Genomic DNA, 16,626 nt, shown 5'->3' on the forward strand with positions numbered 1-16,626 from the left:
CGGCTGCTTTGCCTTTGTTTGTTTTAAAAAATAGTACAAAGCAGCCATTTTAAAAAAATACAGTTAAGTGAGCTCTAGTTACTTATTTGAAGCGTCCATTTTTTATTGTTTTTGATAAGTTTTTGGTTGAATAATGTTTTGATTTCATCTTGATGCGTGATGCAGACAACTATTGTATCGGGACAATGCTTTTTCAATAAAGACATGGATTGAAATGCGTTATTGTGATCAAGTTGATTGGTTGCTTCATCAAGAAAAAGAATATCTGGTTGGTAAAGTATAGCGCGGGCTATAGAGAGGCGCTGCTGTTCTCCACCTGATAATATTTGTTGCCAATTGTCATTATGGTCTATTTTGTCGCCTAAGCTTAGGCTTAGCAATTTCAGTGTATCCTTTATTATTTCATCATCGTAGTTATTCTTTTCTGGGTAGCTAATGACAGTGCGTAGCGAGCCTTTAAACAAATAAGGCGTTTGTGGTAAAAAGAGCATGCGTCCGTGAAGCGTACGATCTCCCTGGCAAAACGGCCAGAGTCCAGCTAAATAGCGTAAAAATGTTGTTTTTCCTGCACCGCTTTTACCATCAACCAAAAGCCAATCGCTTTTTTCAAGTTTAATATCAGGAAAATAGCCCAATGGTGTCTTATCTGGATAAAAAAGTTGAACATTTTTGAAGGAAAGAAATGCGCTTTTCTGGTTACCTTGTTGCTTGGATCGATCATTGTCGCTTTGAGTGTTTTTTGTGGCTATAGGGCAAATATTTAACGCTGTATCAAATTCGGCCAAGCGTTTGATGAATGATGACCATTCAATCAAACGCTTATAATAAGTGGCTATCCAGCCAAAGCCATCAGCAACAATGGCAAAGGCACTTTGTATTTGCATCACGTCGCCAAAGGTTATGGTTTTATTTAAAAAAAATGGTAACACCGCAATAATTGGAATAAAGTTAGTTAAGCGAAATTGGAATGCAGTTATAGATTCTAATTTTATCTCAGCTTTGATAATTTGAAACCAATTATCGCCAATGGCGTCAAATAGTTGCTTTTGCTGTTTATTTTCGGATGCTTCACCATTGTAAAATGCAACTTCTTCACTTTTTTCAGTCAGTCGGATGAGTTTGGCCCTATAATCAGCTTCCCTGTGTTGGCGATCTATATTGAGAGAAAGTAATATTTTGCCGATCCAATGGATGATTAATGTTGATATAACGCCATAGGCTAGGGCTATCCAAAATACATAGCCATGCAATGTATATTGTGCATCCTTTAAGGTGATATCAACGAGCGGTGAAAGATTCCACAAAATGACAATAAAGGTTAGCAATCGCGTTGCATGGGTTAGTAGCGATTTGAATAAAAAAACGCTTTCAGCCGTGAATAATCTTATGTCTTCGGCTATACGTTGATCTGGATTATCAGGATATTTATTGAACCGCAACATATAATGGCGATGGTCATCTAGCCATTTGTCACTAAAATAATTGTTCAGTTCTCGTCGCCATAAAAACACTAAAATTTTGCCGAATGCACTGCCAACAACAATGCTTAAAACAACAATTGATAAATAAAATATATAAATAAAAATTAAGTGAAATGCCGCTTCACTATCAAATTGCTGAAGCGCATCGTAAAACAGCTTTTGCCATTCATTGATAAAAACACTCATATATACAAACAAGAATTGGCAGCTTATGGTTAGGATAAGCGAAGCCCAGATTTGCCAGTTAAATGTTTTAAGGCTGAAAGGTGCCAAAAATAGTTTGAAATAATAGGAATATTTCATCTCAGCCTTATTAATAAATTGGTAAATTGCTAATCCAAGTTTTATAGCTTTGATTTTTTTTAAGGTAAGCTATTTTATATTGGCTGAAATATCTCAGCCAATAAAATCTTTTGGTGGGCAAAAACTAAAATGTCGCGTTAAAGGTAACCAAGATACTTCTTGGATCAGCAAAGTAATTGTTGAAGGTTTTGTCACGTACGCGATTATTTTCATAATAACGCTCATCAAAAATATTATTAGCATTAATTTGCAAATAAATATTCTCTTTGAAATTATATTGTAGGCTCAAATCCCAAACTGCATAGGCTTTTTGTTCAATATTATAGACGCTTTTAGTCTTGCTTTGCGCACGAACACCGCCGCCGATTTTCCATTTGTCATTATCAACGGGTAAGACATAAGTGGTGTTTAGGCGAAACATATGTTGAGGTGTTGCAGGACTGTAATTGTCTCCCGCTATAATTGAAGTCGATTCTGATTCAAGATATTTACTGCGATTATAGGTATAGCCTGTAAATACATTCCAACCTTTCGTAATCTCGCCACTAAGTTCTATGTCAAAGCCGCGGCTTTGCACTTTTCCATCAGCATAATAATATCTTTCAATATTATTATAGATTGCGCGGTTTGCTTGAATAATTTCAAATAATGCAAAGGAAGCATCAACGCGTCCGTCAAAGAAAGTGCTTTTTATGCCAATTTCTTTGTTGGTGCCAGTGACTGGAGGCAGAAAATTATCATTCTTATCAAGCGCTGATTGCGGCCGAAATATTTCTGTGTAGCTAGCGTAAAGTGTAGCATTATCATTAAGATTATAGTTTAGCCCATAATAGGGAATGAATTTTGTTTTTTCATAATGGTCGCGTATAATATCATCATCTGGCCGTCCCATAAAGCGGAAATAGGTAGATGTACTATCAAATTGGTAATTGGTGACGCGGGTACCAATAATTGCATATAAATTGTCAATAAAGTTGAAGCGACCACCAAGGCGCCCCGACGTTTCCTTAAATTTAGTATTAATTTCAACATCGGTATAAAGGATGCTGTTATTAGACCAATTGGGCTCAATAATTTCGTTACCTGAAAAATTATCAATATTATAAGATGTTTGATTACGTACTACGCGCATATGTGAATCATAATCATTGTAGGAATAATCAATACCACTAAAAATTTCCTGTTTGCGATTTAAAAACTCGAAATCACCATTGAGTTTAACCTGCGCGCTAAATTGTTGCCCGTCATTATCATAGCGAACAGCATTATTAACGCTGGCGAGACGGTCAATTCCTAAACCATTTCTAGCGATAAGAGCTGCAAATGCATTATGTGAGTTAAATTGGTTGTAATTAACTGATGCATTCAACTTCCAATTACTGGAAAATTCATGATCAATTTCAAAAAATCCATTGGCTTTTTGTTTTTCTAAACGGTTCCATTTAGCACCAAGATAGGTCGAACGTGATAGTCCAGCATCTTTGCCATCGCGTGTCATGGGGACACCGTAAAAATCGGGTACTTCATTGCGTTTTTGGAAAAGACCGCCTAATTGCCAAGTGGTTTTATCGCCAATGTTGCCCTCAATAACACCAAAAATCATACCATTTTTGCTGTCGACATTATCTTTAAAGGAATTAGCCTTATCAAAATTGCTAACAAAGCGGCCACGTAGGCTCTTGTCAGCATTGAGTGGGCCGGTTATATCTATAGTTTCTTGGATTTTGCTCCAAGTGCCAACAGAAAATGTATTGGTTGCTGAAAACTCATCTTTTGCACGTTTGCGAACCAGATTTATCGTACCGCCAGGCTCTCCCGTTCCTTGCATAAGGCCAGTTGGTCCACGTAAAACTTCAATGTGATCATAGATTGCAAGATCGCTATAATCACCAGCATCTCTATAGGCATTTATTCGGGCGCCTGGCGCGTAGGAATTAACACCATCCTCTTGAATTTGATCCATATAAAAACCACGCGATTGGAAGCGATACATGCCAGATTCGCGTAACACATTGATGCCAGTGGTATTTTTTAAGGCGTCGGCAATATTGCTTGATGCTTGGTCTTTTAGTTTTTGATTGCTTACAATTGACACGCTTTGCGGTGTTTCACGCGCAGTAAGTGTTAAGCCTGTGGCAGAACTTATATCATCAATAATATAGCTGCCTGTCCCTTCCGTTAAACTGCGAAAATTTGCTCGATTAACGATGACTGTATCTAAGGTTTCATCATCGGTCTCATTGCTATTGCTCTGCGCATAAATATAATTGATGCTGCATGGTTGAAGCGCTAAAAACAATATAGCAAGTTTCCAATTTTTACGCATTGATGTTTCCTTAACAGCAAGATTTTAAGAAAGCCATTTGTGCTAAAAATGACTTTAAACAAATTCAAAAATGTGAATTTGACAACAAAGGTTCATTCGTTGGGGAATAATGTCAGCGCCATAATATATTTTTTTAAATTTTACTAGCGATGTATAAAGCAATTTTAATTATACATGTTTTTATTTATTTTTTATTTTTAATTAGAATAATTAATATTACTGTATTATATTAGATGTTTAATGTGTTGATGGGCTTTAAAGTAAAATCGTTTTATTACCACCAATTTAAATTAGATATAGATTAAATACACCGTCAAACTGCTATATGTCTGTTCTTTTTTTTAGGGTGTGGATCAAGTGTGGATGAATTTATTTAATCTTGTTTTTTGGTTAATATTATTGCTTGCGCTTGATGATCGGCGTATTTGATGAGCTTAGACAAATTCAGGTGATTCATTATGGCAGAAGCGACAATCCATTCAATCAATAAAGCCAAGGGCCAAGGTGATAGTTATCGTCAAGCTCCCCATAATCTTGAAGCTGAGCAGGCATTGCTTGGCGCATTGTTGATTAATAATGATGCTTTCGATCGCGTATCGGATTTTTTAAAACCTATACATTTTTACGAGCCGTTGCACGCCAAGCTTTTTGAAGTTATCTCCAGTCTTGTTGGTATGGGTAAAACTGCAAATCCAGTAACGGTAAAGCCTTTTATTCCAGCGGATGAAAAACTTGGCGATATGACGGTATTTAACTATGTTATACGCTTGGTAACTGAAGCAGTGACTGTTATTAATGCTACCGATTATGGTCGTTCTATCTATGATCTATATATTCGCCGTGCCTTGATCAGCGTTGGCGAGGATGTGGTTAATAATGCTTATGATGCACCAGTTGACCATGCGCCAGGTAAACAAATTGAAGAAGCTGAGCAACGCCTTTTCCAATTGGCTGAAACAGGCCGCTATGGTGGCGGTTTTGAAAATTTTGGTGAAGCATTAACCAAGGCCGTTGAGCTTGCTGCAGCTGCTCATAAACGTACATCAAAATTATCAGGTATTCCAACACAAATCCATACACTTGATGAGCGTATGGGTGGCTTGCAACGCTCCGATCTTATCATTTTGGCTGGTCGTCCGGGTATGGGTAAAACCTCGCTTGCAACAAATATTGCGTTTAATGTTGCTGCTGCATATAATGCGGAAAAAGCCAAGGAAAATAATGGCACCAATGAAGGTGGTGTGGTTGGCTTTTTCTCGCTGGAAATGTCGTCAGAACAGCTCGCTACCCGTATTATTGCTGAACAGGCAGAAATTTCGTCATCAAAAATTAGACGCGGTGATATTTCAGAAGAAGAATATACAAGATTACTTCGCGCGACCAAGACCATGCAGCAAGTACCACTTTATATCGATCAGACCGGTGGTATTTCCATTGCTCAGCTTGCTGCACGCTCACGCCGCTTAAAGCGCCAGCGCGGCCTTGATGTTTTGGTCGTAGACTATGTGCAGCTGATGTCTGGCTCATCCAAGCGCTCATCAGAAAATCGCGTGCAGGAAATTACCGAAATCACCACCGGCTTAAAGTCATTGGGCAAAGAGTTGAATGTGCCGATTATCGCACTTTCCCAGCTTTCTCGTCAGGTGGAATCGCGTGAAGATAAACGTCCACAGCTTTCAGATCTTCGTGAATCTGGTTCGATTGAGCAGGATGCGGACGTTGTATTGTTCGTTTTCCGTGAAGAATATTATATTAAAAACCGTGAGCCAAAACTTGGTACGGAAGAGCATATGAAATGGCAAACCGACATGGAAGAAGCCTTCGGTAAGGCTGAAGTTATTGTTGCAAAACAGCGTCACGGTCCAACAGGTACGGTGAAGCTTGCTTTCCAATCAGAATTTACCCGCTTTTCTGACCTTGCAGAAGAAGATCGTTTGCCAGAACGTTTTGAATAAAGTGGTAATTGATATGCGGTAATCGCGTGCACTAAATGAGGGAAAGTTGGTAAGACTTTCCCTTTTTGATTTATCTTGAAAATATGAGATGAAAGTTCCTATATAGTGCTAATTATCAGGCTATCGGTAAAATATATTCATGATTTTGCTCTTTATTAGGCTATATTAAAAAGGATTTTAGTAAAGATTTATGGCGCGTTCAAAGGTTCAGTTCATTTGTCAAAATTGCGGTACAGTCTATTCGCGCTGGTCAGGTAAGTGTGATGCTTGCGGTGAGTGGAATACATTGGTCGAAGAGGGGACCAATGGTGGTATCGGTTCTGGCCCTGCAAAGGCAAGCGCGCGTAAGGGGCGCGCTGTACAGCTAACTGATCTTTCTGGTGAAATTGAAGATGCGCCGCGTATTTGCTCGGGCATTGCTGAGCTTGATCGCGTTACCGGTGGCGGTTTTGTTCGTGGTTCGGCTCTTTTGGTGGGCGGCGATCCGGGTATTGGCAAATCAACACTTTTAACTCAAGCTGCCGCTGCTTTGTCACGCCAAGGCCATAATATTGTTTATGTGTCGGGTGAAGAAGCGATTGCTCAAATAAGGTTGCGTGCGCAGCGGCTGGGTGTTGCCGATTCAGCTGTGCAATTGGCAGCTGAAACCAATGTTGAAGATATTCTGGCAACCCTTAGTACGGCGCGTAGGCCTGATTTGGTTATCATAGATTCTATACAGACACTTTGGTCGGATGGCGCAGATTCGTCCCCTGGTACGGTGACTCAAGTGCGCATAGGCGCACAAAGCATGATACGTTATGCAAAACAAACGGGGGCTGCGGTTGTTTTAGTTGGACATGTCACCAAAGATGGTCAGATTGCCGGTCCGCGTGTTGTAGAACATATGGTTGATGGCGTACTTTATTTTGAAGGTGAGGGCGGCCATCATTATCGTATTTTGCGCACGGTTAAAAATCGTTTTGGTGCAACGGATGAAATTGGCGTGTTTGAGATGTCAGATAAAGGCTTGCGGGAAGTTGCTAATCCATCTGAATTATTCTTGGGCGAGCGTAACGAAAAAGCACCTGGTGCAGTTGTGTTCGCTGGTATGGAGGGAACGCGACCCGTTCTTGTAGAAATTCAAGCGCTTGTTGCACCATCTTCGCTGGGTACACCGCGCCGCGCCGTCGTTGGTTGGGATAGTAGCCGCTTGGCTATGATTTTAGCCGTTCTTGAAGCGCATTGCGGTGTACGTTTTGGTAGTCATGATGTCTACTTAAATGTTGCAGGTGGCTATCGTATCAGCGAGCCTGCTGCAGATTTAGCTGTTGCCGCCGCTCTTGTTTCGTCAATTGCCGGTGTCGCATTGCCAGCTGATTGCGTTTATTTTGGTGAAATTAGTCTTTCTGGCGCAATTCGCCCTGTTGCACATGCCTTGCAACGCTTGAAGGAAGCTGAAAAACTTGGCTTTAAACGTGCAACTTTGCCGAAGGCTGGTAAGGAAAAAATGAACCAAAATGATTTTGCTATACGTGAACTTGATAATCTTCCTGACCTTGTTGCGCGCATCGCTTTGGCAAAAAATAAGGCAGGCCGTGATAATCAATAACCTGTTTGTTATGGCATATCTAACATAGGCATAAAGGCGTTCAATATAATTTATTAGGGGCTGTCCTAGATAACGTAAATTATCTAAGGTTAGCCCATGAGAAAAAGTCGTTTAAGTTGGTATAAGCAATGCAAGCTTATAGAATTAGGGGCTGACACCTAAGATTGTGATTTAAGGATGATTTTAAGATCATCTAGCAACTGTTTAGGTGTACCGATATTAAAGCGCCATTCACATTCTTTCAAGAAAAGATTGAAATGCTCTTTTGGAACTCCGTTAAACTTTCTCATATGTCGTTTGGCTTGGTTCCAAAAATTTTCAATGCCATTAATATGGTTCTTTTCATTCGCAAATAAGATTGAATGATTAATGCGGAAATGTTTAAATTCTGAAACATCAAGCGCATTATATCCTCGCCAACAATCTGTATAAACAATGCTGTCAGGTACGATTTTCTGGCGGATTATAGGCATAAGCGTATCTGTTTTAGCATCCAAGATGATTTGTGTATAAACTTGACCACCTCGCTTAAGAATACCAAAGACAGCAACTTTACTTGGCTAGCTCCTCGACCGCGCATGCCTTTGCTATGACCTCCAAAATAACTTTCATCTAATTCGATTTCACCCGCAAATTGTTCCGCACGTTCCTGTTGTTTTACGGCAATTGAACATCGCAATTTATGAAAAAAGCGTACAGCTGTATTGCGATGAATACCAGCCAAATCAGCAGCTGTTCTAGCGGTTGAACCCTCAATGAAGTATTTCATAAGCTCTAACTGCTTATTTCTTGTTAGTTTACAATGCTTTACATACATAAAGAGACCCTAACTTATATAAAGTCAGGTGTCAGCCCCTAGAATTATTTATAGCTGGCTCAACAGCGAGAACAGCAGCTGCCTTAGTTGGTGTTAACAAAACAACAGCTGCTTATTATTTTCATCGCCTTCGTTGTCTGATTTATCTTCATAGTGATCATTTGGAAATGTTTGAAGGTGAAGTTGAGGCTGACGAATCTTATTTTGGAGGAAGGCGCAAGGGGAAGCGTGGATGAGGAGCTTTGGGAAAAGTACCAGTATTTGGGCTTTTAAAGCGTGATGGTAAGGTTTATACGGTTCTAGTTCCCAATACTCGAGCCGTCAACTTAGTTCCTATTATTAAGGAACATGTCAAACCTGATAGCATAGTTTATACCGATACTTATTGCAGTTATGATGTTCTTGACGTTAGTGAGTTTACTCATTATGATATTAATCATAGCAAATTATTTGCAGTTAAGCACAATCATATCAATGGAATTGAGAATTTTGGGAACCAAGCCAAGCGCCATTTACGTAAATTTAATGGCATTCCTCGAGAGCATTTTTATCTATTTTTGAAAGAATGTGAATGGCGTTTTAACAACAGCGACCCAAAATTTCAATTTTTCCTTTTAAAACAATTAGTAAGAGATAGTTTATAACAATTATCTAGGACAGCCCCATTTATTATCCAAAAAAATGTGGCATATTTGCTTTTTACAGCAAAGTTAAAGATTTTTTTAATTTGCCTATGCCATTGATGAATCTTATTCCATTTAAGAAATTGTTCCTTCTCGTTGGAATGATTGACGGACTGCTTATCCTAAAGGATAACTAAAAGCGATTACAAATTGTAATATTATTTTTGTTTTTATATTTTTTGAAAGCCAATAGGGTTTTAGGAAAGTAGTTAAACAATAGCAATCCTATGACTGAAAATGTTATAGGTGTGGTTATAAATAAGTTAAATTTAAAATTAGGAAAAATTAATGCCCGTTACTTTGCTTGACATTATTGTTGTTGTCGTTGTTTTGTTGTCGGCATTTCTTGCCACCATACGTGGGTTCTCACGCGAAATTTTGTCCTTACTATCATGGGTGTTAGCAGCTGCCGCAACATTCTTTCTTTATGAATATGCACTTGAATTTACGTCTCCATATTTCTCAAATAAAACGGTAGCAATTGCGGTAACTATTGTTGTGCTGTTTTTAGTGTTCCTTTTTATCATTTCAATATTTACCATGAAAATTGCCGATGTGATTGTTGATAGCCGGATAGGCGCACTTGATCGCACGCTAGGTTTTATTTTTGGGCTCGCTCGTGGCGTTCTTATCTTGGCTGTTGCAATGATCTTTTTAAACAGTTTAGTGAAACCTGCCGATCAGGTTGATTGGATCAGGGATGCTAAAACCAAGCCAGCTATTGATTCTGTTGCCAATAAATTGCGTGATACATTGGAAGAGGCCTCGACTAAAATATGGGGTATGGCTGATCGCATTAAGCCATCACAACAACCAGAACCAAATGATTTGTTGAATAATGGCGAAGCAGGTCAGCCAGTTGAGTAATTTTTTTACATCGCATATTTAAGAATGATGCTTAGCATGCTATATATCTGTTTTGGAAATAGCTGCGAAGGCACATTGGCGAATGAAAACCTCTTTCAATGACTTTTCTCAATACACCACATCTCAAAATAATACTTCCCCAAATAAAGTTGATTTAGACCAATTTCAATTGGAGGTTGACGGAGATACCCTTCATGAAGAATGTGGTGTTTTTGGTATTTTAGGGCATGAAGATGCAGCAACCCTGACAGCTTTAGGGTTACATGCTTTGCAACATCGCGGCCAAGAAGCGGCAGGCATTGTTTCATATGATGGCGCGGCTTTTTATTCTGAAAAGCAGATGGGGCTTGTTGGTGATCATTATACTGATCCAGCAATGTTAGCACGCTTGCCCGGTAATATGGCTATTGGCCATGTGCGTTATTCCACAACCGGCGAAACTGTATTGCGCAATGTTCAGCCGCTATTTGCTGAATTGGAAGTAGGCGGCATTGCTATTGCCCATAATGGTAATTTTACCAATGGTCTTACACTGCGCCGTAAACTGATTGCATCAGGTGCAATTTGCCAATCAACATCCGATACCGAAGTTGTTTTGCATTTGATTGCGCGTTCACAACAAGCGTCTTCATCCGACCGTTTCGTTGATGCTATTCGGCAGGTTGAGGGTGGTTATGCTATTCTAGCATTAACGCGTACTAAACTTATTGCAGCACGTGACCCTTTGGGTATTCGTCCCCTCGTTATGGGTGAGCTTGATGGCAAGCCGATTTTCTGTTCGGAAACCTGCGCTCTTGATATTATTGGGGCTAAATTCATTCGTGATGTCAAAAATGGTGAAGTCATTATTTGCGAGGTGCAAAAGGATGGCACTATTTCAACAACGGTGATTGCGCCAGAAAATCCAAAGCCAGAGCGCTTATGCCTATTTGAGTATGTCTATTTTGCTCGCCCTGATTCTGTTGTTGGTGGACGCAATGTTTATTCTACGCGCAAAAATATGGGAGTTAATCTTGCCAAAGAAGCGCCTTGCGATGGCGATGTTGTAGTCCCTGTACCCGATGGCGGAACTCCTGCAGCTATTGGCTATGCACAAGCAAGTGGCATACCGTTTGAGCTTGGCATTATTCGTAACCATTATGTTGGTCGTACCTTTATTGAGCCTACTCAGCAGATCCGCGCTTTTGGCGTTAAATTGAAACATTCAGCCAATCGCGCTGTTATTGAAGGCAAGCGGGTTATCTTAGTTGACGATTCTATTGTGCGCGGTACAACCTCGATTAAAATTGTACAAATGCTGCGCGATGCAGGCGCGAGTGAAGTGCATATTCGTGTTGCTAGCCCAATGATTTTTTATCCCGATTTTTATGGTATAGATACCCCAGAAGCATCCAAGCTTCTCGCCAATCAATATCCTGATTTAAAATCCATGAGTGATTATATTGGTGTTGACTCGTTAGAGTTTTTGTCAATTGATGGTCTTTACCGTGCGGTAGGCGGCGAGCCACGCAATAACGCCAATCCACAATTTACTGATCATTATTTTACCGGTGATTATCCAACCTATTTGGCCGATGAGCATAGCAGTGACAATGTCCATAAATTATCTGTGTTGCGAACCAGCCGATAATTTTATTTGCCAAAAAGGGAGAATAGTGTGCAAGATTTTTCACTTGGTGGCAAGGTAGCATTGGTAACCGGTGCATCACGCGGTATTGGCAAAGCTTTTTGCCTCGAGCTTGCTAAACGGCAATGTCATATTATTGCCGTAGCAAGAACCGTTGGCGGTTTGGAAGAGCTTGACGACGAGGTTCAGGCATTAGGCGGTACAACAACACTTGTACCGCTTGATCTTAGCGATATGGATGGTATTGATCGGCTTGGTGCATCGATTTTTGAACGATGGGGTTATCTTGATATATTACTGGCAAATGCTGGCATATTAGGACCGATTTCACCGGTTGCCCATATTGAAGCGAGTGAGTTTGATAAGATCATGGCCATCAATGTCACCAGTCAATGGCGGCTTATTCGTTCCACAGAGCCTTTGTTAAGAGAAGCTATGGCTGGTAGAGCAATTTTAATGTCGTCAGGTGCCGCTCATCGGGTTCGTGCTTTTTGGGGAGCCTATGGTGCTAGTAAGGCGGCGCTTGAAGTACTTGGCCGTGCTTGGGCCGATGAAATGCGTCAAACAAATTTACGTATAAACCTTGTTAATCCTGGCGCAACCCGAACCGATATGCGTGCTAAAGCAATGCCGGGGGAGGATCCGTTAACATTGCCAACCGCCGCTGAGGTTGCAAGCTCAATGATACCGCTTGTTGCACCAGATTTAAATGATCACGGCCGGCTATTCGATGTGCGGCGTAATCGGTTTGTTGATTATCATCTACCCGATTAAATCAATATTACGCAGGCGGTTTTCCTCTTTTGCAATATAATCACGGGTAATTGGTACAGCATCTTGCCTATGGGCAAGCTGAATATGGAAAACCATCATGTTTTGCCAACGAAAAGCCGATTCTGATGCTGCAAGATAGAATTCCCACATGCGGCAAAAGCGTTCATCATATAAAGCTTTGGCTTTATCACGCTCGCTTAAAAATCGCTCGCGCCATGCTTTTAAAGTATCAGCATAATGCAAGCGCAATATTTCAATATCGGTAATAACCAGTCCGCTCTTTTCAATAATGGGAATGACTTCAGAAAGGGCAGGGATGTAACCGCCAGGAAAAATATATTTGCGAATAAATGGATTTGTTGTTCCCGGAATACCGTTGCGACCAATAGAATGAAGAACAAAAACACCATCAGGCTTTAGTATGCGTTTTACATGAGAAAAATATTCTTTATAATGGCCAATGCCAACATGCTCGAACATTCCAACTGATACTATTTTATCAAATTGTTCTTTAATTAAGCGATAGTCTTGTAGAAGAAACCGGCATTGTTGTTCAAGCCCTTGATCTTTGGCGCGTTGGGTCGCAACTAAATGTTGTTCATGGGAAAGTGTAACACCTGTTACATCTGCCTTTAAAAAACGTGCCATATAAAGGCTAAGACCGCCCCAACCGCAACCTATATCCAAAAGGCGTTCACCTTCTTTAATTGATAGTTTAGCTGCAAGATGGCGCTTTTTGGCAAGTTGGGCTTCCTCAAGAGTAGAATCTGGAGTTTCAAAATAGGCGCAGGAATATTGCTTATCTGAATCTAAGAATAAATCATAAAGCTGGCCTGATAAGTCATAATGCTGGCGTATATTGCCGCTAGAGCGCTTCAGATTATTCATTTGCATTAAGCGTTTAGTACTGGTGCGCACAGCGTTTAAAATCCGCATCCAAGGTTCGTTTTCTGCGCTTGCTCCTGCATTGCTAAATATAAGTTCTAATAGCCCATAAATATCGCCTTCTAGAAAATCAAAGCCGCTATTCATATAAGCTTCACCAAATTTTAATGCTGGGTCAAAGGCAATTTCTTTTTCCCATTTTGTGTGATTTATGCGCACATGAATAAGGGGGCCATGCTGATCACCAAAGTGAAAAACCTTACCGCTTGCGTCGGTTACAAGAAAATTCCCTTTTTTAATAAGGTGTTTAAGAACAGTTGTTAAAAGCCCAAACATTATTTTCACCTACCTAAAGCACTGCTAAGAATAGTTATGGCATGGAATATCGTCGCATAAATACTATCAGTTCATAGATGCCCATGGGAACCTATTGGGTAGTCATATTTTGGTAGGTAGATTTATTAAACTGCAACATGAGTTGAAAACATAATAAAACCTACTACGCGGCTATCTTAATCATCAAACAGCTTTATGCCTTTCTATTATTATATATTTAGTGAAATTTTTAAGAATTAAAATAAAAAACACCCAGCTTTACAGCCGGGTGTGATCATTTTTTGTTTATCACGCTATATTATAAGCTATAAGCGTGCATTACATTTATTAGAAGTAATAAATGTAACTATTTATAAAAGCTTATTAAGCTTGATCTTCATCTTCGTCAGTGAAGTCAGCATCGTCTTCATCTTCTTCAACTGGTGGAAGTTTGTATTCATCGCGATCAATTGCAGAAAGATCTTCACCCTTAGCTTGACGCTCTGCTTCATCAGCTGAACGAGCAACATTAACTGTTACAGTTGTAGTAACTTCAGGATGCAAGGCTAAGGTTACAGTATGAAGGCCGATGGTCTTGATTGGGTGTGCAAGCTCAACCTGTGTACGAACAATAGTGAAGCCATCAGCTGTGATTGCTTCAGCGATATCACGAGTTGATACTGAACCATAAAGTTGGCCTGTTTCACTAGCTTGACGAATAGCGATGAAGCTTTTGCCTTCAAGCTTAGCTGCAATTTGATCAGCTTCGCTTTTACGCTCAAGGTTATGAGCTTCAAGCTGTGCACGCTTGCTATCAAAATATGATTGGTTAGCATCATTAGCGCGAAGTGCTTTGCCTTTTGGCAAAAGGAAGTTACGCGCAAAACCGTCTTTAACGGTAACAATATCACCCATTTGACCAAGGCGGGCGATGCGTTCTAGAAGAATTACTTTCATAATAATATCCTTAAGGTTGGAATTGAAGTTTTAATTTGATGGATTTTTGGGTTGTTGGTATAAATTATCTCTGGCTTGCGTAACTGATGACGCAAGACCAAGAAAAACGAGAATAATAAAAATGAGTGCCGTAAAAACACCACTAAATAAAAGAAAATAGGTCGGCACAAGAACGGCAAACCGCCATAATTTTCCTAATGTAATTTGGTGAATAAAGGCAATGCCGCTAGCAACAAAACCTAACGTAAATGCAAAACAAATCGAGATTGCGCACATAAAGGCAGTATAGTTTGAGCCAACAAGACTTGTTGAAATAATGGCAATAAACCAAAGCGGTATTGCCATTGCTGGCATAGTTAAGTCCTTTGGCCAAAATGATAGAGGCCTTGGACTTAAATGCTGTGCTGTTACAATATTTGTAGAAATATAGATACAAAGCAATATTGTAATAAATACGCTAGTAATTGTTTCTGATGCAACAGTAAAAATCGCCAACTTATTGAAGTTTAGGTTGTAAAATTCTAGCATCTGATTTCGTGTTACTTCATCTACAAAAATTTGGGAAAATAGTGATTTAATATTTTCATCCATTAGTTTTTTAGTTGAAGCAAATGATTCTGGTGAAAACAGCTGTATTGAAGTGGTAGAGTTTACATAAATAGCGAATAAAATGACAGTTATTACACTGATGACGCAAAGATTAAATAAAATTGATGAAAGTGGCAGCCATCTTGCCTCAGTCGTTTCTTTATCAACGGTCACAATATTCAAAATAGTGCCGATTAAGAATGCAGGAAAAATAGTTACAATACTAAAATATAGCGCGGCTTCAACAGGTTGGATAATGCATGAAAACACTATGGCAAGCACAGCGCTTAAAAAGGCGCCTCGTATTCCAAGTGCAAGTGAAACACTGGCAATGGATGTTGCTGCTAAAACCTTAAAAATAAATGGGAGAAAAGACAGATTAGCTAAATAAAATGACAACACATTAGACCCACCTGCAATGATGGCACCTAAAATTATAAATTTATGAAAAGATATATTGCGTTGCATTTCTTGCTGTCCTGCTTTTTATAAAATCTTGCATTATTTATATTTTGCAAGATTATGGCAGTTAGAGGCATTACCCCAACCAACTATTTTCACTTTTATAGTTTATAAAAAACTTTAAAAAGCTATCATAGTTAAAAATAAAGTGTTTATTGTTAATTTTGAAAGGCAGAAGTAGCTCCTGCCTTTCAAAAAATCTACTTACTTTACAACGTAAGGAAGAAGGCCAAGGAAACGAGCACGCTTAATAGCGCGAGCAAGTTCACGTTGCTTCTTCTGGCTTACAGCGGTGATACGTGAAGGAACGATTTTACCACGTTCTGAAATATAACGCTGCAAAAGCTTAATGTCCTTATAGTCAATCTTTGGAGCATTGGCACCTAAGAAAGGGCATGTCTTACGACGACGATGGAAAGGACGACGGCTAGGGATCTGATTAATATCAACCATTATTCTTCTCCTTCACCAAAGTTTTCATCATTGTCGCGTGGACGACGGCCGCGACGTGGACGCTCATCATCGCGATCACGGCGAGACAACATTGCTGATTGCCCTTCTTCGTGTGCTTCAACGCGAATAGTCATGAAGCGCAAAATGTCTTCATTGATACGCATTTGACGCTCCATTTCAGCAATAGCTGCTGCAGGTGCATCAATGTTGATGCATGCAAAATATGCACGGCGATTCTTGCGAATGCGATAGGTTAGGGGACGGATACCCCAATTTTCGATACGCCCGACTTTGCCACCATTTGCTTCAATCACGCCTTTGTAGGTTTCTACAAGCTGATCTACTTGCTGTGGAGCAACATCCTGTCGGGCAAGGAACACATGTTCATAAAGAGCCATTTGCTTTGCCTTTCTTCGATTAATACCCGATATACTGGCGCAAAGCCTCTGCGACTTCTCTATTCTTTTGAAAGATGAAGAAAGGACGCACGGTGAGACGTTCGAGAGCGGAGACACGGGAGGATTTAAAAATATTTTTTAAAG

13 protein-coding genes and 2 pseudogenes are annotated in these 16,626 nt (G+C 39.9%); 7 read left to right on the forward strand and 8 right to left on the reverse strand.

The genetic code is table 11. The features are described from left to right. Nucleotides 1-74 precede the first annotated feature (74 nt). Together N6A79_RS04590 and N6A79_RS04595 are read right to left on the reverse strand one after the other, a co-directional pair. Nucleotides 75-1,784, reverse strand: coding sequence for an ABC transporter ATP-binding protein/permease (locus N6A79_RS04590; RefSeq protein WP_268547190.1), 1,710 nt, complete (start codon nucleotides 1,782-1,784; stop codon nucleotides 75-77). A 124-nt stretch (nucleotides 1,785-1,908) separates the two neighbouring features. Beyond that, nucleotides 1,909-4,110 (reverse strand): TonB-dependent siderophore receptor, encoded by a 2,202-nt coding sequence (locus N6A79_RS04595; protein WP_268547191.1) that lies wholly within the window; start codon nucleotides 4,108-4,110, stop codon nucleotides 1,909-1,911. A 458-nt stretch (nucleotides 4,111-4,568) separates the two neighbouring features. Here N6A79_RS04595 and N6A79_RS04600 point away from each other — a divergent pair, with 458 nt between their 5' ends. Together N6A79_RS04600 and radA are read left to right on the forward strand one after the other, a co-directional pair. Then, nucleotides 4,569-6,065 carry a replicative DNA helicase gene (locus tag N6A79_RS04600; RefSeq protein WP_182419119.1) on the forward strand — a complete coding sequence of 499 codons (1,497 nt, stop codon included), beginning with the start codon at nucleotides 4,569-4,571 and terminating at the stop codon, nucleotides 6,063-6,065. 190 nt (nucleotides 6,066-6,255) lie between these two features. Beyond that, complete coding sequence (radA, locus tag N6A79_RS04605) at nucleotides 6,256-7,656, forward strand: DNA repair protein RadA (protein WP_182419120.1); 1,401 nt, start codon at nucleotides 6,256-6,258, stop codon at nucleotides 7,654-7,656. A gap of 158 nt (nucleotides 7,657-7,814) precedes the next feature. On the opposite strand, the pseudogene N6A79_RS04610 reads toward radA, so the two are convergent. Beyond that, nucleotides 7,815-8,473: pseudogene (locus N6A79_RS04610) on the reverse strand (IS1595 family transposase). Between the two features lie 50 nt (nucleotides 8,474-8,523). On the opposite strand from N6A79_RS04610, the pseudogene N6A79_RS04615 reads away from it, so the two are divergent. The 4 genes and pseudogenes from N6A79_RS04615 (at nucleotide 8,524) to N6A79_RS04630 (ending at nucleotide 12,424) form a co-directional block, all read left to right on the forward strand. Next, a pseudogene (locus N6A79_RS04615) lies at nucleotides 8,524-9,117 on the forward strand (IS1595 family transposase). Nucleotides 9,118-9,444: 327 nt separating this feature from the next. Continuing rightward, a complete protein-coding gene (locus N6A79_RS04620) occupies nucleotides 9,445-10,023 on the forward strand; it encodes a CvpA family protein (protein ID WP_268547192.1) in 579 nt (192 codons plus the stop codon). Nucleotides 10,024-10,105: 82 nt separating this feature from the next. After that, the gene (purF, locus tag N6A79_RS04625) at nucleotides 10,106-11,653 is read left to right on the forward strand and encodes an amidophosphoribosyltransferase (protein ID WP_268547193.1); all 1,548 of its coding nucleotides are present in this window, start codon (nucleotides 10,106-10,108) and stop codon (nucleotides 11,651-11,653) included. Nucleotides 11,654-11,680: 27 nt separating this feature from the next. Further along, the gene (locus N6A79_RS04630; protein WP_268547194.1) at nucleotides 11,681-12,424 is read left to right on the forward strand and encodes an SDR family NAD(P)-dependent oxidoreductase; all 744 of its coding nucleotides are present in this window, start codon (nucleotides 11,681-11,683) and stop codon (nucleotides 12,422-12,424) included. Here the strand turns inward: N6A79_RS04630 and N6A79_RS04635 are convergent. The 3 genes from N6A79_RS04635 to N6A79_RS04645 form a co-directional block, all read right to left on the reverse strand. Then, entirely contained in the window at nucleotides 12,413-13,645 is a 1,233-nt protein-coding gene (locus N6A79_RS04635; RefSeq protein ID WP_268547195.1) for an SAM-dependent methyltransferase, read from the reverse strand. The two genes, N6A79_RS04630 and N6A79_RS04635, sit on opposite strands and share 12 nt — an antisense overlap. A gap of 363 nt (nucleotides 13,646-14,008) precedes the next feature. Beyond that, nucleotides 14,009-14,581: a 50S ribosomal protein L9 gene (rplI, locus tag N6A79_RS04640; RefSeq protein ID WP_182419125.1), complete on the reverse strand. Its 573-nt coding sequence runs from the start codon at nucleotides 14,579-14,581 to the stop codon at nucleotides 14,009-14,011. Nucleotides 14,582-14,611: 30 nt separating this feature from the next. Beyond that, nucleotides 14,612-14,935: a hypothetical protein gene (locus tag N6A79_RS04645; RefSeq protein WP_268547196.1), complete on the reverse strand. Its 324-nt coding sequence runs from the start codon at nucleotides 14,933-14,935 to the stop codon at nucleotides 14,612-14,614. Between the two features lie 316 nt (nucleotides 14,936-15,251). Here N6A79_RS04645 and N6A79_RS04650 point away from each other — a divergent pair, with 316 nt between their 5' ends. Beyond that, a complete protein-coding gene (locus N6A79_RS04650) occupies nucleotides 15,252-15,560 on the forward strand; it encodes a hypothetical protein (RefSeq protein WP_268547197.1) in 309 nt (102 codons plus the stop codon). Between the two features lie 275 nt (nucleotides 15,561-15,835). On the opposite strand, the gene rpsR is transcribed toward N6A79_RS04650, so the two are convergent. Both rpsR and rpsF read right to left on the reverse strand, forming a co-directional pair. Continuing rightward, entirely contained in the window at nucleotides 15,836-16,084 is a 249-nt protein-coding gene (gene rpsR, locus N6A79_RS04655) for a 30S ribosomal protein S18 (RefSeq protein ID WP_182419128.1), read from the reverse strand. Next, entirely contained in the window at nucleotides 16,084-16,482 is a 399-nt protein-coding gene (gene rpsF / locus N6A79_RS04660) for a 30S ribosomal protein S6 (protein WP_182419129.1), read from the reverse strand. The genes rpsR and rpsF overlap by 1 nt, the downstream gene beginning before the upstream one ends. Between the last annotated feature and the right edge of the window lie 144 nt (nucleotides 16,483-16,626).

It is taken from the genome of Bartonella sp. HY761 (assembly GCF_026743145.1).
In the GTDB taxonomy this organism is placed as follows: Bacteria; Pseudomonadota; Alphaproteobacteria; order Rhizobiales; family Rhizobiaceae; genus HY038.